At 46.1% G+C, this 18,604-nt stretch carries 19 protein-coding genes; 9 read left to right on the top strand and 10 right to left on the bottom strand.

The window, feature by feature from the left end:
* Positions 1-62 precede the first annotated feature (62 nt).
* Positions 63-806: a hypothetical protein gene (locus AACQ75_RS12230; protein ID WP_013856445.1), complete on the bottom strand. Its 744-nt coding sequence runs from the start codon at positions 804-806 to the stop codon at positions 63-65.
* Between the two features lie 69 nt (positions 807-875).
* On the opposite strand from AACQ75_RS12230, the gene AACQ75_RS12225 reads away from it, so the two are divergent.
* Positions 876-1,178, top strand: a complete 303-nt coding sequence (locus AACQ75_RS12225; RefSeq protein WP_013856444.1) for an MGMT family protein — start codon at positions 876-878, stop codon at positions 1,176-1,178.
* Positions 1,179-1,289: 111 nt separating this feature from the next.
* On the opposite strand, the gene AACQ75_RS12220 is transcribed toward AACQ75_RS12225, so the two are convergent.
* Positions 1,290-1,721, bottom strand: coding sequence for a YbaY family lipoprotein (locus AACQ75_RS12220; RefSeq protein ID WP_170888723.1), 432 nt, complete (start codon positions 1,719-1,721; stop codon positions 1,290-1,292).
* A gap of 146 nt (positions 1,722-1,867) precedes the next feature.
* Between AACQ75_RS12220 and tesB the strand changes: the two genes are divergently transcribed.
* Entirely contained in the window at positions 1,868-2,728 is an 861-nt protein-coding gene (gene tesB, locus AACQ75_RS12215) for an acyl-CoA thioesterase II (RefSeq protein ID WP_013856442.1), read from the top strand.
* A 19-nt stretch (positions 2,729-2,747) separates the two neighbouring features.
* Here tesB and AACQ75_RS12210 read toward each other — a convergent pair whose 3' ends face one another.
* Complete coding sequence (locus tag AACQ75_RS12210; protein ID WP_170888722.1) at positions 2,748-3,209, bottom strand: Lrp/AsnC family transcriptional regulator; 462 nt, start codon at positions 3,207-3,209, stop codon at positions 2,748-2,750.
* Positions 3,210-3,328: 119 nt separating this feature from the next.
* On the opposite strand from AACQ75_RS12210, the gene AACQ75_RS12205 reads away from it, so the two are divergent.
* Entirely contained in the window at positions 3,329-4,396 is a 1,068-nt protein-coding gene (locus AACQ75_RS12205) for a PLP-dependent cysteine synthase family protein (protein WP_017045283.1), read from the top strand.
* Positions 4,397-4,453: 57 nt separating this feature from the next.
* On the opposite strand, the gene AACQ75_RS12200 is transcribed toward AACQ75_RS12205, so the two are convergent.
* Positions 4,454-5,323, bottom strand: coding sequence for a Tim44 domain-containing protein (locus AACQ75_RS12200; RefSeq protein WP_170888721.1), 870 nt, complete (start codon positions 5,321-5,323; stop codon positions 4,454-4,456).
* A gap of 178 nt (positions 5,324-5,501) precedes the next feature.
* On the opposite strand from AACQ75_RS12200, the gene AACQ75_RS12195 reads away from it, so the two are divergent.
* The 4 genes from AACQ75_RS12195 (at position 5,502) to AACQ75_RS12180 (ending at position 9,192) form a co-directional block, all read left to right on the top strand.
* Positions 5,502-6,098, top strand: a complete 597-nt coding sequence (locus AACQ75_RS12195) for a TetR/AcrR family transcriptional regulator (protein WP_017048569.1) — start codon at positions 5,502-5,504, stop codon at positions 6,096-6,098.
* A gap of 9 nt (positions 6,099-6,107) precedes the next feature.
* The gene (locus tag AACQ75_RS12190; protein WP_170888720.1) at positions 6,108-7,979 is read left to right on the top strand and encodes an MFS transporter; all 1,872 of its coding nucleotides are present in this window, start codon (positions 6,108-6,110) and stop codon (positions 7,977-7,979) included.
* 98 nt (positions 7,980-8,077) lie between these two features.
* A complete protein-coding gene (locus AACQ75_RS12185; protein WP_170888719.1) occupies positions 8,078-8,476 on the top strand; it encodes a thiol-disulfide oxidoreductase DCC family protein in 399 nt (132 codons plus the stop codon).
* Positions 8,477-8,481: 5 nt separating this feature from the next.
* On the top strand, positions 8,482-9,192 hold the full coding sequence (locus AACQ75_RS12180; protein WP_170888718.1) for an SDR family NAD(P)-dependent oxidoreductase: 711 nt from the start codon (positions 8,482-8,484) through the stop codon (positions 9,190-9,192).
* Here AACQ75_RS12180 and menE read toward each other — a convergent pair.
* The 6 genes from menE to AACQ75_RS12150 all read right to left on the bottom strand — a co-directional run bounded on the left by menE (position 9,139) and on the right by AACQ75_RS12150 (position 16,439).
* On the bottom strand, positions 9,139-10,647 hold the full coding sequence (gene menE, locus AACQ75_RS12175; RefSeq protein WP_170888799.1) for an o-succinylbenzoate--CoA ligase: 1,509 nt from the start codon (positions 10,645-10,647) through the stop codon (positions 9,139-9,141). The two genes, AACQ75_RS12180 and menE, sit on opposite strands and share 54 nt — an antisense overlap.
* Positions 10,638-11,636 (bottom strand): o-succinylbenzoate synthase, encoded by a 999-nt coding sequence (menC, locus tag AACQ75_RS12170; protein ID WP_170888717.1) that lies wholly within the window; start codon positions 11,634-11,636, stop codon positions 10,638-10,640. Before menC ends, menE begins: the two co-directional genes overlap by 10 nt.
* 93 nt (positions 11,637-11,729) lie before the next feature.
* The gene (gene menB, locus AACQ75_RS12165) at positions 11,730-12,596 is read right to left on the bottom strand and encodes a 1,4-dihydroxy-2-naphthoyl-CoA synthase (RefSeq protein ID WP_026027256.1); all 867 of its coding nucleotides are present in this window, start codon (positions 12,594-12,596) and stop codon (positions 11,730-11,732) included.
* A gap of 45 nt (positions 12,597-12,641) precedes the next feature.
* On the bottom strand, positions 12,642-13,430 hold the full coding sequence (gene menH, locus AACQ75_RS12160; protein WP_017045276.1) for a 2-succinyl-6-hydroxy-2,4-cyclohexadiene-1-carboxylate synthase: 789 nt from the start codon (positions 13,428-13,430) through the stop codon (positions 12,642-12,644).
* A complete protein-coding gene (gene menD, locus AACQ75_RS12155; RefSeq protein ID WP_170888716.1) occupies positions 13,420-15,135 on the bottom strand; it encodes a 2-succinyl-5-enolpyruvyl-6-hydroxy-3-cyclohexene-1-carboxylic-acid synthase in 1,716 nt (571 codons plus the stop codon). The genes menH and menD overlap by 11 nt, the downstream gene beginning before the upstream one ends.
* On the bottom strand, positions 15,132-16,439 hold the full coding sequence (locus AACQ75_RS12150; protein ID WP_017049093.1) for an isochorismate synthase: 1,308 nt from the start codon (positions 16,437-16,439) through the stop codon (positions 15,132-15,134). Before AACQ75_RS12150 ends, menD begins: the two co-directional genes overlap by 4 nt.
* 217 nt (positions 16,440-16,656) lie before the next feature.
* On the opposite strand from AACQ75_RS12150, the gene AACQ75_RS12145 reads away from it, so the two are divergent.
* Together AACQ75_RS12145 and yfbR are read left to right on the top strand one after the other, a co-directional pair.
* Positions 16,657-17,871, top strand: a complete 1,215-nt coding sequence (locus tag AACQ75_RS12145; RefSeq protein ID WP_013856428.1) for a pyridoxal phosphate-dependent aminotransferase — start codon at positions 16,657-16,659, stop codon at positions 17,869-17,871.
* A gap of 121 nt (positions 17,872-17,992) precedes the next feature.
* The gene (gene yfbR / locus AACQ75_RS12140; RefSeq protein ID WP_026028390.1) at positions 17,993-18,577 is read left to right on the top strand and encodes a 5'-deoxynucleotidase; all 585 of its coding nucleotides are present in this window, start codon (positions 17,993-17,995) and stop codon (positions 18,575-18,577) included.
* The last annotated feature ends 27 nt before the right edge of the window (positions 18,578-18,604 follow it).

Here is an 18,604-nt window from a genome sequence, read left to right as displayed (position 1 = left end):
ATAAGAATGAAGTCACAACTTCACCCACAACATGCTCTAATCTACATTCAGTTGTGTTCTGGTCATTCGGTATTCTCTTCGGTGCTCTTGAGTAGATAATCAGTCATCCAAGCAGTAGCCAGTAAACAGATCCAAACCACGAATACTGGGTTTGGTACATCACTTGTGGGCGAGACGACTAAGCTTGCAAAGCCTACCGTTGGAAGTGTCCAGCATAACAAACCATTCCAATTCACCGCGACTGGTTTGGATTGGGTTAAACTTTCCATCGACGCCATAATGCCAGTAATGCTTAACGCAACTAACACCGCATACGAGAAATCGGCCATCCATAGCGGTAGCAGTAACCCTAACGCCCACCAACGGTGCTTATTGGATGGTTTCCAGTGCGCAACCGACCACCAAACAACGATAACAGAAAGAGTCTGAATAACAGTAAGCCAGCCTGTACCGCCTAATTTCCCAGCCGATTGAGTAACGATGATACCGACCTGCAACGTCAGTACGATCAACGTGCTCACTAAGATAACACCCATGCTACTGCGTTTAGAAAAGGCCACCGTCAACAAAGGCAGCAACACCCAAACACTGACAGAAAGAGCGATTGGCTGATAAGATAAAGTGAAACCATAAGCGGTCATTGCAGCCAATAACAACACACCCGCGACGCCCCCTTGCGGTAAAATCCACAGCGCAGGGATCACGATGGCCAGCACGGGGATGTCCCCTTCGCTTAAACCTATGGCTCTTGCACAAACCACAGCCAACACGGTTGTGATTAAAAATTGAAAGGTAGAAAATAGCATGCCCTCTCCTTATACCGTTCCTTGGTAACTATCGAACTAGGACACTGCTAGTATGGACGAATTGTCAGCATGAACCAATTTTTAGCGCAGATTTTTGCAGTTATACATCAAATTCCCGCAGGAAAAGTGACAACCTATGGGGAAATTGCTCGTTTAGCAGGATACCCCGGCTACGCACGCCATGTTGGAAAAGCATTAGGTAACCTACCTCAAAACAGCCGATTACCTTGGTTTCGTGTGATCAACAGCAAAGGAGAGATTTCGCTAAAAGGAGAGGATCTATTACGTCAACGACAGAAATTGATCGCCGAAGGCGTCGAAGTGAACGAGCATGGCAAAATAAAACTTCGATTATACCAGTGGCGCCCCTAAGCCCCTTTCGGTCAAGCGCCTTTCCCGCTTATCTAGCTCGGGAAAGGGCTGTTTTACCATTTCTTGTTTTACTGTTTTTATAGTATTGCGTCTATTTTATTGCTTCTGTTTTTACTGTTTAACACCAACCAAACGCAAATCAACCCGTTTAGTGTTATTCTCATCAGTAATCACGGCGTAATGGGTATCCGTAATGAAGCGCAGTTTTCCATCTACTTCGATACGAGCACTGACGCTGTAACGGTGGCGAGCATCAATTTTTCGGTTGTCGAATGCCAAGTCAAACTCAAGCGGCACTTGCATTCCGTTAGTTTCAAAGCGGTGTTTTGCGATCACTTTAGCGGGTGCATCAGCCAATGAAACATCTTGCAAAGTGATAGTGACAAGCGCCTTATCCGGCAGTGCAATACGCTCACGGTACGAAACCGTACCCATGATAGATTGAATATTGTTCTCGGAAGAGGTTGGTTTTTGCGCTGACTGGCAACCCACAAGCATTAGACCCAAAACAGACGACATAATCAGCAACAGTGCCTTTTTCATAAGGATAAAACCTCAGTTATGGTGTTAGATAGGTGATGATTATAGGTTCGGTTTTATCTGCTGTCATGGTCGTCCATTTGGTATTAACAAGATATTGACTTAGTCAACAATGATAATAATTACATTAAGAATCTCGGTGAGGGTCTATGAGTAAACCATTAAATGAACTATTGGATTTGCTGCAACTGGAAAAGCTAGAAGAAGGTTTATACCGAGGTGAGAGCGAGAACTTAGGTCTGCCACAAGTGTATGGTGGGCAAGTGATTGGCCAAGCACTCTCGGCGGCTCGCTATACGGTTGATTCCGACCGCACTGTTCACTCATTTCATAGCTATTTTCTTTACCCCGGGGATCCTGAAAAACCAATCATTTATGATGTTGAGAATTTAAGGGACGGACGCAGTTTCAGTACCAGACGAGTCAAAGCCATTCAGAATGGTCGGCCGATTTTCTATCTCACTGCTTCTTATCACGGTGAAGCGCCCGGTTTTGAACATCAAAACACCATGCCTGACATCCCTGGTCCTGAAAATTTTGCCTCTGAATCTGAACTGGCAGCCCAGATTGCACACTTATTACCTGAAAAAATAAAAAAGGTTTTTTGTGGCGAAAAAGCGATTGAGATGCGTCCAGTGACCGTAATTAACCCGCTCAAACCACAAAAAGCGGAGCCAAAACAGTACCTGTGGATACGCGCTAATGGTGAGTTGCCAAATAACCAACTCATCCATCAATATTTGCTCGGTTACGCGTCTGATTGGGGGTTTTTAGTTACAGCGTTGCATCCTCATAAAGTCTCTTTGATGACACCTAACTTTCAAGTCGCGACGATTGATCATTCGATTTGGTTCCACCGCCCATTCAAAATGGATGAATGGTTGCTCTACGCAATAGAAAGCCCTACGGCCAGCAATACCCGTGGTTTAGTGCGTGGCGAGATTTACAACCGCCAAGGAGATTTAGTCGCAACAGCAGTGCAAGAAGGTGTGATGCGCTTCACCAAATAAAAAGACTCAGACGAGCAGGCTATGCCAGAGGCAATTGGGTAGTGTACTTCAATGACTCCATTGCAAAGGTTGAAGTCACGTTATTAATCCCTTTCACGCCATTGACCAGTTTTTTATAAAACTGGTCAAAACACTTCATGTCTTTGACCAACACTTTCATCATGTAATCGTACTCACCCGCCATTCGATAGAACTCCATCACCTCAGGGTACTCAGACACAGTCACGACAAAATGGCTGTACCATTCGTGAGAGTGATCGCTGGTCTTAATCAACACAAACGCGGTAAAACTCAAATCTAATTTTTCTGGGTCAAGCAGGGCAACTCGCTGCGCAATCACGCCAGATTCTTCAAGCTTTTTCAACCGCTTCCAGCAAGGTGTGGTGGTTAAGTTCACCGCTTCAGCCAAATCATTTAGCGACAAAGTGCTGTCTTGTTGCAGTAATGAGAGGATCATGCGATCAATTCTATCAAGCTTCATAGCTCCCCCAGAATAAGAGAATAATTTTCTCTAAAACTACAAAATGACAGGCAACATAGCAAAGCTTTTCTCTCACATTAAGAGTAAATTACCCTCACAATAACGATGGAGAGAGAACCATGTGCACCGATCATCAATGGATTAACAACGCAATTCGAAAAATAGAAGCGGACTACCAACGCTCGGCCGATACTCATCTGATCAAGCTCGATTTGCCTTGTGTCGCTGGGGTCGATATTTATCTCAAAGATGAAAGTACGCACCCTACGGGTTCGCTCAAACACCGCCTAGCCCGTTCTCTTTTTCTGTATGCCATCTGTAACGGCTGGGTTGGCCCTGAAACGACTATCATTGAATCTTCATCGGGCAGTACTGCGGTATCAGAAGCTTATTTTGCTCGTTTACTAGGCTTGCCTTTTATTGCTGTAATGCCCAAATGTACTGCACGTAAAAAAATTGAGCAGATTGAGCTTTATGGCGGCCAAGCGCATTTAGTCGATCGCTCTGATCAAATTTATGCCGAATCACACCGCTTAGCTAAAGAACTGAATGGTCATTATATGGACCAGTTCACTTATGCTGAACGTGCGACCGACTGGCGTGGTAATAGCAATATTGCCGACAGTATTTTTAACCAAATGCAGATGGAAGATCACCCCGTTCCGACATGGATTGTAATGAGCCCAGGCACAGGCGGAACCTCAGCAACTATAGGCCGCTTTATTCGCTACCAAAAACACAATACCAAACTGTGCGTCGTCGACCCTGAAAACTCGGTATTTCATGATTATTTCAAAAGCCGAGACCCAAGCTTAACCTTGCAGTGTGGTAGCAAAATTGAAGGAATTGGTCGTCCACGAGTTGAACCAAGTTTTATTCCCGGCGTAGTCGATGAAATGCGCACCGTTGCGGATGCCGCCAGTGTCGCTACAATCTATTGGTTAGAAAAACTACTCGGCCGCAAAGCAGGTCCTTCTACCGGCACCAATCTTTATGGGGTTTTGCAAATTGCCAGTGAGATGAAACAACGAGGTGAAACAGGCTCCATCGTGACGCTGTTATGCGACAGCGGCGAACGTTATTTAGATACCTATTACTGTGCCGATTGGGTGAAAAACAATATTGGTGATTTAACACCTTATCTTTCAAAATTAGAAGCCTTTGAAACAACGGCTAAATTAGCTTAGTGACCTAGCAAAACGCCCAAGACAAACTTGGGCGTTTTGGATGCATCGTGAAAAGTCTTAGCCTTGAATGCCGACAATCAACCAAGGTGCATTAGGTACGGTTAAATCACGCTCTAAATGCCACACATCATTAATATCTTCTTCAATGCCTTCCACGGAATCGCGGTAGCGGCCAGTAAACTGCAAACTCAACTGCGCTTTACTTGCATCGTAATCGGCGCGAACGACTTCAGCGTCTACGTACATCACATCTGTGTGCTGTTCACCGTTTAGCTTTGCGCGCTCTTGTTTTAAATCTTCAAACAAGCTCGCCGATACGTATTCTTCAACAGTTTCAAGTTGGTTATGGTTCCAAGCACCTTGCAAAATACGGTAGTGTTCGCGCGCACCATTAATGAAAGCTACCTTATCAAAACCGGCTGGATAGTTATGTGGGATATCGCTGTGTGCATTCGCTCCAAAACCACCCGTGGCTTGAGGCTGTTGTTCAAAATTGTGCACGTTAGGCTGTTCAAACTCCGTCCGGTTATTCACGCCACCAAACGCAGGCTGCTGCCGATTCATGCTACCCTGCTTCGCACCAAGCATACCGCGCATCAGTTTAAAGAGCACAAAAGCAATCAGGCCGAAGATCAGAATATCCATAAATTGGATACCCTCAAACGCGCCGCCAAAGAAAGCCGCTAGTAGACCACCAGCGAGTAAACCACCCAGTAATCCGCCCATCAGACCTTTTTTGGTCGAACCAGCTTTACCTGCTTGATCTTGCTTAATGGTGTCATTTTTTTGAGTCTGCTGTTTGGGAGGTGGAGCCGTTTTATAGCTTTTACCAAACGATTTACCACCGCCAAATTTCTTTGCTTCTGCTATCGGTGTGATCGCAACAGCAACCATCAGCAGTGCTACAAGGGAAAAAAAACGTTTCATGTTTTTCCTTAGGGTTATAATTATTGAGGCTTACTCATCATAACCACTTCGGATAGACAAGAAAACCGTTGCTTCTCGCAGACATGTATCAGAATATTGCAAATTAACCGTCCATAAGTTGACGCTTATACACCACCCCACTAGAATATCGAACGTTGTTCATAATTGATACGTAACCATGGCCAGACGAAACGATCACACCCGAGAAGAACTGATTGCATTGACGCTCAAGACCGCGAAGCATTTTCTTCAAAATCACACTTATCACGAGCTCAGCCTGCGTAAAATCGCAACCATGATTGGCTACGTACCTAGCACTTTGGTCAATGTCTTCGGCAGTTACAATCTTTTATTGTTGCATGTGGTAGCTCAAACCTTGGATGAACTCTCTTCGCAAGCGAAAAAAGTGGTGGGTAAGTGTAGCGATCCAAAAGAAGCGTTGTATAAATTGGCCTATTGCTACCACGATTTTGCTCAGTTGCATCCCAATCGCTGGCAACTTATTTTTGAACATAATATGAATGGTGAACGACTTCCCCAGTGGCAAGCAGAGCGCATCGACAACATGACCGCCATGCTTGAAGGTTTATTGACCATCCTTGCTCCACAACACTCGCAACAAGAAGTGCTGCAAGCAAGCCGAGTCCTGTGGTCTGGCGTACATGGTATTACCTTATTAAGCGTAGATGATAAATTTTTCGCCGCCGAACCCATCGATGGGAAAGAGCTGATTGAAAACCTACTCTCAAACTATCTTAATCACTGGGCGCGATAAGGACCATCAATGAGTCAATCTCAATCTTCATTGCTGACTCAGCAACGATTTCTTCCGTATTTCATCACCCAGTTTTTTGGCGCATTTAACGATAACATCTTTAAAAATGTCTTGCTGCTATTGGTCGCGTTTGCTGGAACGAACGTGTTACCGGTTTCCAGTAATTTATTTATTAACCTTGCCGCAGGGCTATTCATTCTTCCTTTTTTCCTTTTTTCTGCCTCTGCTGGTGTGCTTGCTGACAAGTACGAAAAATCCGCTTTCATTCGTAAAGTGAAATTGGCTGAAATTGGCATCATGTGTCTTGGCGCGATCGGTTTTATGACCGAGAGTTACGCCATTTTACTGTTATTACTGTTTTTGATGGGGACACAATCGGCCTTTTTTGGTCCAGTCAAATACGCTTTATTGCCGCAGCAACTCAAGCCGAATGAATTGGTTCCGGGTAATGCGTTAGTGGAAACAGGCACATTTTTAGCGATTTTATTAGGCACATTGGGGGCTGGGCTCATTGCCTCGATGCCCTACACTAAATACGTGGCTGCTGGCGCGGTGGTGCTATTTGCGTTGTTAGGCTATTTAGCCAGCCGTCATATTCCTAAAGCCCCTGCTTGCGCACCCGATCTCGTTTTTCGCTGGCAGCCCATTAAGCAAACCAAGCAGACCATTGCGATTGCCAAACAAGACCGTACTATTTTCCAATGCGTAATGGCGATCAGTTGGTTCTGGTTTTTAGGTGCCGCCTACTTAACTCAATTTCCAAATTTCACGCATCACTATTTATATGGCACAGAGAGCGCCGTTTCTTTTTTGCTAGCACTGTTTTCTGTTGGTATTGCCACTGGCTCATTGACCTGTGACAAATTATCGCATCATAGAATAGAGATCGGCATCGTGCCTATCGGCAGTTTTGGCATTACATTATTTGGCTATTTAATGGCAACCTCCGTACCAGAAAAACTGCCTCAATTTACTGATTTTTATCAATTTATCAGCTACCAATCACTATGGCCGATGTTTCTTTTCCTATTGTTGATTGGCGTCTGCGGTGGCATCTTCATTGTGCCTTTATATGCGCTAATGCAGCAGCGTGCTAAAGTCACTCAACGCGCACAAGTCATTGCCGCTTTGAATATCTACAACTCACTGTTTATGGTGGCGAGCGCACTATTAGGGATTGTCTGTTTGAGCTTTCTTGAGCTTACGATCCCTCAGTTCTTCATTATATTAGCTTTGCTTAATGGCTTTGTTGCACTCTATTTATGCTACCAAGTCCCGGTCTTTTTGGTGCGATTTCTAATGTGGATGCTCACGCATACCATGTATCGAGTCAGCCACAAAAATCTTCATCACTTACCTGAAAAGGGCGGAGCACTGCTGGTGTGCAATCATGTTAGCTATATGGATGCACTGTTGCTGAGCGCGGTTTGTCCTCGCTTAATTCGTTTTGTGATGGAAGAGGATTACGCCAATTTGCCGCCACTTCGTCGCTTTTTGAAACGTGCAGGCGTGATACCTATTTCCGCAACGCGTCGCGGTTCTATCCGCCAAGCCTTTAACGATGTAGAACAAGCATTGGCAGAGGGGCATATCGTCTGCATTTTCCCAGAGGGACGGTTAACCGCGGATGGCGAAATCAGCGATTTCATGCGCGGGATGGATATTATTTTAAAACGCAGCTCTGTGCCTGTCATCCCCATGGCATTGAAGGGATTGTGGGGAAGCTATTTTAGCCGTGCCAAAGGGCGTGCCTGCTGTGGGCTACCGACTCGTTTTTGGTCACATATAGAAATTGAAGCTGGCGAGCCCGTCCCACCAAAAGAGGCAACAACACAAGTGATGCAACAAAAAGTCGCCGAACTCAGGGGGGATTGGCGTTAGATTGGAATTGAGTGCAAACCAAACACTAGCTTGATCTTATACTGAAGAGTGAACGTACAAATATGTTATTAACGGGCTTTTAGGCTGACGACATACATATGAGTATCCCATCTTTAGTGATTTTTTTCGATGCGCAGTGTCCTTTATGCTGCAATGAAATGCGTTCATTAAAAACCTTCGATCACCATGGTCGGGTTCAGCTTATCGACATAAATGACGGCGATGCTATGCGTAGCTTTCCTTCTATCGACAAAAGCAAGGCGTTATCGCTACTGCATGGCTTAGATCAACAAGGCAATCTGCTTTATGGGCTGGATGTAACCGTTCTAGCTTGGCGTTTAGTCAACAAACATCGCTGGTTATTCATCACGCGCTTACCCATCCTAAAATGGATTAGCGACCAAATTTATCTCCTTTTTGCAAAACATCGCATGTCGATATCTCGCTGGTTTAGTCATGCTCAATGCCGTAATGGCGTTTGTAAAAACAGAGAGTGATAACAATGAAATACCTCATTATTGGCGCCTCAAGCATCATCGCCCAAGCTTTTATAAGGGAGCTCAAAGCGCAGACTTTAGCGCCAGAAATCGTTACCGTCTCAAGACAAAAATATCTCGCCCAATCCTCAAGCGAACATTTTCCAACCGACTACAGTATCGAATCAACGGCCTTGATTGCCAAAACATTGGCCGACATCGGGTATAAGTTCGATCAAATTGTGTTTTTTAATGGGCAACTACACAACGGCACCTATACACCGGAAAAGCGTATCTCAAGGTTTGACGAGTCTTACTTTCAATGGCTTTTACAATGTAACGTTTTGAGCCAAGTGCGTTGGTTTCAATATTTACCATCACTTATTGATCGTCAATCTTTTGCAAAAATTACGGTTTTTAGCGCGCGGATAGGTAGCTTAGAGGATAACCACAGTGGCGGCTGGTACAGCTATCGGATGAGTAAAGCGGCGCTAAATATGGCGACGAAAAGTTTTGCGATAGAGCTAGCTCGCACTCATCCCAACACACAAACTATTCTGTTTCATCCGGGAACCACCGACACCCCGCTTTCTAAACCATTTCAGCATAATGTGGCTAGCGATAAGCTCTTTGAACCGGAGTTTGTAGCTAAGCAACTTTATCAACTACAGCAAAAGGAAATGTTAGATAAGCCCGTCTGTTTTGTGGATTGGCAGCACCAGACCATCAAATGGTGATCGCTCATTGAGTGGTCGATAACGCAGCTGATGCTCGGTGAGCCATGTTTTTAAGGTCTTGCGCGATATTTTAATACCCGTTTCGCTCAAGTGATTTGGTATTAAAAAATAATCGATGGGATATTTAAATTTTTCAAGCCTGCCATTGAGCCACTGCTCTAACGCCTCTTTTTTAGGCATAGTTTGGCATTGCAACAAAGCAACGCTGCGCGCGCCAAACTCATCATCATGCACAGGGATCACCATCGCTAAAGCGATGTCGGGGTGGTGAGATAATACCGCTTCAATCTCTTCACAATGAATGTTTTCGCCTCCAGAGATAAATTGGTTATCAACGCGACCAATAATGCACAGCTCATCATTCTGCCAATGGCCAAGGTCTTGGCTGTCGAACCATCCTTGTTCATCGATAAGAGGCGTGATTAAGCCTTGTTGGTAATAGCCACTGGATATGGTTTCACCGCCAATGAAAATGCGCTGACCTTGTAGTTTCACTTGCCGTTTAGGTAGCACGTGGCCAACACTCTGGCTTGCGTTAACACGTTTTGCTGTGACAGTGGAAGCCGCTTCCGTCATGCCATAACCCACCCAAGTTTCAATGCCATGCTTTGCCGCCTGCTGGGCGAGATGGTTTGGGATATGGCCTCCGCCAAGCAGCACGTGCGTTAATGCGAGTGGTGTTTTACTGTCTAATAAACGCTTTAGTTGAGTAGCAACTAATGAAGCATGCGTAACATGAATTATATCTTGGGTGAGATCGCCGCTGCCGACTTTTAAGCAAGCACCAGCTACTAGCCAGCGATAAATAATGGCTAACCCAGACACATGATACATCGGTAAACTCAGCAGCCACGTATCATGGCAACTAAATGAAAATACCTCAAGTAAACCACTGGCTGACGACCAATGCTGCTGAAAAGTATGAATAACGGCTTTAGGAACCCCAGTAGAGCCAGAAGTAAAGATGATTGAGGCAAACTGTGTCTCAGCCTTGTTTACCATAGCGCTCGTGGGCGGCGAAACATGTTCGTTAGTAATATGTTCATGAGTAAAAAGCTGGATGTTAGCCTCAGCGAGCAATGAAGTTAGCTCATTCTCCTTGAGCCTAGCTCCTTCACCTAACCATAACCAATGTGGTTGATTCTCTCCGTATAAGGTACTGAGTTTCTGTTTCAGCAGCATCATGGGTTGTGGCATGGTGATGGCGCAGATCACGCCAAGTTTTAACGACGCAAGGTAGATTAACACTAACTCAAGGCTGTTCTTACCCACTAACGTCAGCACATCTTGGTTCTGCAAACCTTGTTGCTGCATTGCAAAAGCATAAGCGTCAATACGGTTCGCTAACTGCTGCCAAGTGTAGGTTTGATTCGCCGTACGCAATGCGATCGCGTGCGGCGTATACAAAGCATGTTGTTGCCACGGCTTTTGGCAAAAGGAAACGCCTACTCGCATTGAGATTGCCAAACCACCGTTTGCTGTGCGAGCGTTTGTATCGGCAATGCGCTGTTGGGCCATGCGCTTTCGAGTTGTGCTTTAAACAAACTAATCGTATCTAGCCCCGGAATTTCATTAGGCAGTTGCCACTGCGCAAAACGAGCTAATTGACAAAGCCCTAAGCTCGATTCGATGCTAGAGCTAATAACGGCTTGAATGCCTAATGTTTTAGCTTTTTCAATCAAAGTGATACAGCGCTGTACCGACCCAATCAAGGTCGGTTTAATCACAATGGCTTTCGCTCCCGTCAGATCTTCTAGCTGAAAATCTGCACGGCGAACGGCTTGCTGTAAGGTTTCATCCCACGCAATCGCAATGCCCGTATTGATAGCAAAAGCCAAGCTGTCACTGGGAGATGGACACGGCTCTTCCAAAAACGCAATGCGTTGACGCAGCGAAGGAGAGACATATTGGGCAAATTTTTCAGCTTTAGCAGGTGTCCAAGCTTGGTTAGCATCAAGACGCAATTGCAAATCAGGCATGGATTCTAAAAACAGATTTACGATCATCCCATCGCGAATCGCTTCGTACAGCCCAACTTTAATCTTCGCAACTCTATGATCGCCCGGTAGCGCATTCAGAAGCGGGATCAGTTCATCAGGGTCTCCCGAGCACAAAGGTGCTGCGTGATAGTGTCCGGCTTGAGGCAACCCACCATCCAGCTCTAACTCCGCCATCGACAAACCAAAGGCAACAGAAGGAAAAAGATCATCATAGGCAATAAGCTCGCCACTAACCCAAAGCTGAAGCTGCGCTATTAACTGCTGCTGTGCTTGCTCAAGTGACTCTAAACTGAAACCGGGTAATGGGGCAACTTCACCCAACGCTGAACCGTGATCATCTTGTAATTCAATAATCAGACCTTCACGTTCTACCAGCTTCTGATTGCGGAGAATAACGCCGCTATCCATCGGTAAACAGTAGCGATACAGTGTTGCTCTGCGCATAATTTCAACCTTTTGTTCGATATTCGACTTTGTTCATTGAGACCACTAGCCCAAATCATCACGGAAAATGGATGATTTGAGCCGATTTTACGCTTAAGGATTACGAGGGAATTTATTGAAATCAGGGCGGCGTTTTTCATTGAAGGCATTGCGCCCTTCTTGCCCTTCTTCTGTCATATAGAACATCATGGTTGCGTTACCCGCCAGTTCTTGCAAACCTGCTTGGCCGTCACAATCTGCGTTGAGCGCTGCTTTCAAACAGCGCAGCGCCATAGGGCTATGCTGCAATACTTCACGACACCAACGAACCGTCTCTTTTTCTAAATCAGCTACTGGCACAACCGTGTTGACCAGCCCCATGTCCAACGCTTCTTGAGCATCATAAAAACGGCAAAGGAACCAAATTTCACGCGCTTTTTTCTGCCCAACGATACGGGCCATGTAAGACGCACCCCATCCACCATCGAATGAACCCACTTTGGGCCCTGTTTGACCAAACTGGGCATTTTCTGCCGCTATAGTTAAATCGCACATCATATGCAGCACATGGCCACCACCGACAGCCCAACCAGCAACCGCCGCAATTACAGGTTTCGGACAGGTACGAATTTGGCGTTGGAAATCGAGCACATTGAGATGATGCGTACCGGACTCATCACGATAGCCGCCGTAGTCGCCACGAATTTTTTGATCGCCACCAGAGCAAAATGCCGCTTCACCAAGGCCAGTTAGAATGATCACGCCAACTTGCTCATCATAACGCGCATCGGCCAGCGCACTGATCATCTCTTTAACCGTTTGTGGGCGAAAGGCATTACGCACCTGAGGGCGGGCAATCGTAATTTTGGCAATGCCATCTTGCGATTTGTGATAGTGAATATCTTCATATTCGGCGCTGCAGTCACTCCAGATGACTGGTGCATACAATTCTTGTTCAGTAATACCGACTGTTTTAGCCATGGTGCTTTCCATTGTTCTATTAATTATTGTTTTTGAACCAACGCGTTAGCATTGGCTGATAAATTCTTGAATAAGATGAGCAAATACTTCGGGCTGCTCATGATGGACATTATGCCCTGCAGCCCGCACTTGGCGATATTCGAAACCGCTTTGCTGTGCCAGATGAACAAACTTGCTGTCCTTCTCCCCACAAATATAGACCATTGGCAATGCGACTTGCTCAAGTTGTGCGAGCAGATAAGGTTGCTTTGCCAATGAAGTCGAAAGTAGCATGTGAGCCACTGCCACCCCAAGATTAGCACTGCGTTGAGTGACTAAAGTTTGTCTTTGCTCATGATTTAATGAAGAAAAAACGGGTTGATGATACCAATCGACCAAAACTCGCTCAATCTGCTCAGTTTGGAAACGATGTGCCCAATGGTGATCATTTTTCAATCGTTGCTCACGTTCAAAAGAACTCTGCAAGCCGAAGTTGCCACCCTCAACGATCAGACCTTGAATATTCAACGCCGAAAAACGCTGCATCGCCACGCCATACATTGCCAGCCTTCCACCAAGTGAATAGCCCACCAATACGATAGGTGTTTTTTCGCCAAGCTGCTTAAGCACGGTTGCAGAAATGTGAGCGCAGCACTCATCAAAATCATCACATAAGAGAGACTGACTACCGCCATGGCCGGGAAGATCAATCCATAATTGCGAGTATGGCGAAAGGAAAACCGCCGTTTTCGACCAATCTCGCCCACTGCCTAGTAAACCATGTAGAAAAACCACCACAGGCTCGACCGACGTCGAACCTGTGGTGGTGCTGCAATAAAAACGACTACAAAGCATAGACTTGCTGGGTAAATTGTGTGATTTGCTCACCGGCTTGCCCAGACGGCGTGGTCACTTCAACCAATAAGGTGCCAGTACCCTGTTGTAAATGTTCACGGACCAAGCTTTGATAAGCAGATAAGGTTTGCGGACAAGCATAACCTAAACGAAACTGCCGTGCGGCGTGTTCAAATTGGTAGCCATGGGGCATTTGGTACAAGGCGGTTTTGTGCGTTTTGGGAACGGGTAATAGATCAAAAATAGCGCCACCATCATTATTCACCACCACCAGCACCAGAGGCGTGCTGACTTGGCTAAGCAGAGCTAGAGAATTCAGATCATACAGCAATGACGTGTCACCAATAAATACCAACATTGGATTATGATTGGCTCGCTGTACTCCTGCGGCGGTTGCCACTAAGCCATCAATGCCCGAAGCGCCTCGATTGGAGTAAACCGAACGTCCCTCAATTTGAGCAAACATATCGGCTAAACGGACGAACAAACTGTTGCCAATAAATAGATCGGCCCCTTCGCTACGCTCGGTCATATCGAGCGCTAAACCAATCTCTGTAATAGAAGAGTCACCGTTCAAATGCAATTTAGCCAGTTGGGCAATCTCTTGCGCCACACTTTTTATCCGATCCGACCAACCCGCTTGCGCCGCACCTAAAGCCGTTAATTTACCAATATGCCGATCGACCCAGCACGCAATATCAGTGACAAACTGCTGTTGCATCAGATGGCTTTGATTATTACGTGCCATTTGGGGCGAAACGTAAATATACTGCACGTTACCCGTGTGGGCATGGCTAGCTAGCCATTGAGTAAGCCGTTTTGAGACCAGCCGTGAACCGAATTGAATCACCACCTCACTTTCACTAAGCAGCTCACGTGCTCGCACATTTTGTAACCACAAATCAAAATGCGCCCATTCGCTGCTCACGCCTGATTGTGGATCACATAAGACTGGCCAGCCAAGTTTGTTGGCAAAGTGCTTGGCCTTCTTCGCTTCAGCTAACGTCAACGAACCAAGAATCACCAGCCCTTTTTTACTCAGCCATGCACCATCATCTAACGTTTTTGTTTCGGTTTGGTACTGGCGAGAGCTGAATGCTTGCTCACGCTGACGCCACGCTTCAATCACAGCCAAATAGTCCGCGTAGAGATCTACATCATGTTCGGCATAAAGTGGTTCGGGAAAGGGACAGTTAATATGTATTGCACCACCCATATAATCTTGGTTGGCCATAGCCTCATCCACTGTGGTTAACAACCAAGTCAATGGAATAGTCGTCGATGGACTGGGTAGATTCACCGCCTGCGTGACATGTGATGAGTAAATACCTACTTGATTGATTGCTTGATTCGCACCGCATCCCACGAGCTCAACGGGCCGGTCAGCCGTGAGTACAACGAGTTTTTCACCCGTGAGGTGTGACTCAGCAATCGCTGGCAGTAAATTAGCCGCCGCCGTGCCAGAAGTGACAATCACCGCAACTGGTTTTTGGCTTGCCTTAGCAAGACCTAAAGCAAGAAAGCCCAGCCCACGCTCATCAAAGTGAGTATGGATTGAAAGCTTGTGATTGGCGGCCGCCTCTAAGGTCAAGGGTGTCGAGCGTGAACCTGGTGCAATACAGATCTCTTGCACCCCAAGTCGAGTAAGCTCCTCAAGTAGCGTTTGGCTCCAAATTCGGTTCAGCACTGCTTGGTCATGCTTCATGACGCCACTCCTAGAGGAAAATGGTCGCTGATCAAACTCAGTAAGGTTGCCATTTTTTTGTCTAACTCTTGCCATTCATGCTCAGCAACTGAACCTGGAACAATGCCCGCTCCGGCAAACAGTTGGACCTGATTGTCCACCAGCAAAGCGCTGCGAATCGCCACACAAAACTCCGCTTGTTGATGGCTAAAATAACCGACTGAGCCAGCATACCAACCACGTGCAAAAGGCTCATTAGCCTGAATAAAATCCATCGCCGCTTTACGCGGCAGGCCAGCCACGGCTGCGGTCGGTTGTAACGCGTTCAGCAGTTGTACACCATTCACACCCTTTTTCAGCTGCGCATGGATACCCCGTTTTAAATGTTGCACTTTGCGCAAACGCACTAAACGGACGTCCTGTTCAACATCAACCCTTTCAGAATGAGGCGTTAACCGTTCAATAATGTCATCCACTACATATTGATTTTCATTAAGATTTTTACTGTCTTGAGTAAGCCAATGAGATAACTCCATGTCTTGGCTCGCATTTTCTCCCCGACCTATAGTTCCCGCCAGCGCTTCGGTATACAAAGTCTGCCCTTGACGAGCGTACAAACGCTCAGGTGTCGACCCCATAAAGCTGTGTTTTTGATCAAATGCTAATAAAAAATGAAAACTGTGATGATTGTGCGCCGCACTTGCCTTAAGCAACTGCGCCGCGCTTAACGGCTTATCTAAACTGAGTGTCGTTTGCCGCGCGAGCACCACTTTCTTAAACGCTTGATGATCAATGCCCTCAAGCACTTGATTGACCAACTGCTGCCACTTCAGCTCATTAGGTTGATGGGTGACCTGTTTTATATGTGACGTCATACCACGTAACGGACTAACTTCAAGTTGCAGTTTATGCAGTGCGACCAAGGTTCGTTGGCGTTCAGCGGTAATATTCGCCGCCAATGACCACTGACCATCACAGCAAATCAGCTCAATTTGCGGTAAAAAGAAAAATGAGGATAGACAACGGCGATTTTTGTCCGTATGCCCATCAAAAGAACGTCCACCCCAAACTCGCTGCTCCTGACCAAGAATAGCGTAGGCAGGTTCAGCCTCAGAAAAAGTATACAGCTGACCTAATGCCACTACTTCTTCGCGCGTATCGCGTGACTGCCAATAAAATTTAGGGAAAATGGGTTGCGCTTCAAGCCAATCAATTGGCGCGAAAGGGGGAGCTTCTTGCAGTATTTGTACAAAACGAACGTCATCATCCTTCGCGTCGTTTATTTGCTCGATTAACCGAGCAATAGCTTGATGAAAATGCGACAAATCGACCTCGAAAACATTGAGACACGGGCTCTACTGACGGCTACTCTATTTAGAGAGGGAAACGAAATCAAGGTTACGAGTTATCTTTTGCAGATTCCTGTGATAACGGGCATCTTCATCTGTATCCTAAAAGCGTACAGTGGCAGATTTTTATTCTATCAAACATCAATTTAGTGTAGTTTAATAAAGAAATTATTTATTTTTCAGGAATTATACAATGCAAAATATCGGGATGTCGTCAAAACTCGACAATGTCTGCTATGACATTAGGGGTCCTGTACTCAAACATGCTAAACGCATGGAGGAAGAGGGGCATAAAATACTGAAGTTAAACATTGGTAACCCCGCCCCATTTGGCTTTGACGCCCCAGATGAAATCCTAGTTGATGTGATCCGTAATCTGCCTACTTCACAAGGCTATTGCGACTCAAAGGGGATCTATTCCGCGCGCAAAGCCGTGGTGCAACACTACCAGAAAAAAGGGCTGCGTAGCCTAGATGTAGAAGATGTTTACATCGGTAATGGTGCTTCAGAGCTTATCGTGATGGCGATGCAAGCGCTGCTTAATAATGGCGATGAAATGCTTGTCCCTGCTCCTGATTATCCATTATGGACCGCTTCGGTCGCCCTCTCCGGTGGCACCGCTGTGCATTACTTATGTGATGAAGAGGCCGATTGGTATCCTGATCTCAACGACATCAACAGTAAAATCACGCCCAAAACACGCGGTATTGTGTTGATCAACCCCAACAACCCAACAGGTGCTGTCTATAGCCGTGATTTCCTGCTGGAAATTGTTGAGATTGCCCGCAAGCATAAATTGATCATTTTCGCCGACGAAATCTACGACAAAATCTTATACGATGGTGCAACCCATACGCCCATTTCAACACTGGCTGATGACGTTTTAATGGTCACTTTTAACGGCCTGTCAAAAGCGTACCGTGTATGCGGGTTCCGTGGTGGTTGGATGTTCCTTACCGGGCCAAAACACATCGCCAAAGGTTATGTGGCTGGTTTGGAAATGCTTGCCTCAATGCGTTTGTGTGCCAACGTGCCCATGCAGCATGCGATTCAAACCGCATTAGGTGGCTATCAAAGTATCAATGAGCTGATTTTACCCGGCGGCCGACTGCTCGAACAGCGCGACCGCGCGTGGGAATTGATCAACCAGATCCCCGGCGTCTCATGTGTCAAACCTAAAGGAGCCATGTATCTGTTCCCGAAAATCGACACGAAAATGTACAGCATTAAAGATGACCAAAAAATGGTGCTCGACTTCTTAAAACAAGAGAAAGTGCTATTGGTTCAAGGAACGGGCTTTAACTGGCCAAAACCGGACCACTTCCGCATTGTCACCTTACCGCATATTGAAGATTTGGAAATTGCCATTGGCCGCTTCGAACGTTTCTTATCGACCTACAGTCAGTAGCATTCTGGCGTAAACTTCCATATGCTAAACGGGCGCACTTTTCGATACTGAAAGTGCGCCCGTTTTCTTTGAATCGCCAATTTTTCTCTTGGCCCCCGACACAGCAAGGATGTTTATTGCAATGAAAGAGAGTCACTTTTTTGCTCACTTAGCCCGAATGAAGTTAATTCAACGCTGGCCTTTAATGCGATCGATCTCCAGTGAAAATATCTCTGAACACAGCCTACAAGTGGCATTTGTCGCTCACGCTTTAGCCGTAATCAAAAACAAAAAATTTGGCGGCAAGGTCAACCCTGAACGGATTGCGATTTTAGGTATGTACCACGATACCAGTGAAGTGTTGACGGGCGATCTTCCAACACCAGTTAAATACTACAACCCCGATATTGCGAAAGAATACAAAAAGATAGAAGCCGCCGCCGAACAAAAACTGCTCTCGATGTTGCCTGAAGAGCTGCGTGAGGATTTTGCTCCATATCTCGTTTCAGACGCCGCGCACCCTGAAGATGTGGCGATAGTCAAACAGGCAGATTCACTCTGCGCCTATCTCAAATGCTTAGAAGAACTCAGCGCGGGCAACCATGAATATGCGCTGGCCAAAAAACGTTTAGACGTCACCTTACGAGATCGCCATACACCTGAGATGGAGTATTTTCTCAATACCTTTGCCCCTAGTTTCGAATTAACGCTGGACGAGATCAGCTAACTCACGCTAAGTTACTTGTTAAGTGTT

The sequence above is a fragment of the Vibrio sp. B1-2 genome (assembly GCF_963888445.1).
In the GTDB taxonomy this organism is placed as follows: Bacteria; Pseudomonadota; Gammaproteobacteria; order Enterobacterales; family Vibrionaceae; genus Vibrio; species Vibrio anguillarum.
This window is presented reverse-complemented; position numbering and strand designations above follow the sequence as displayed.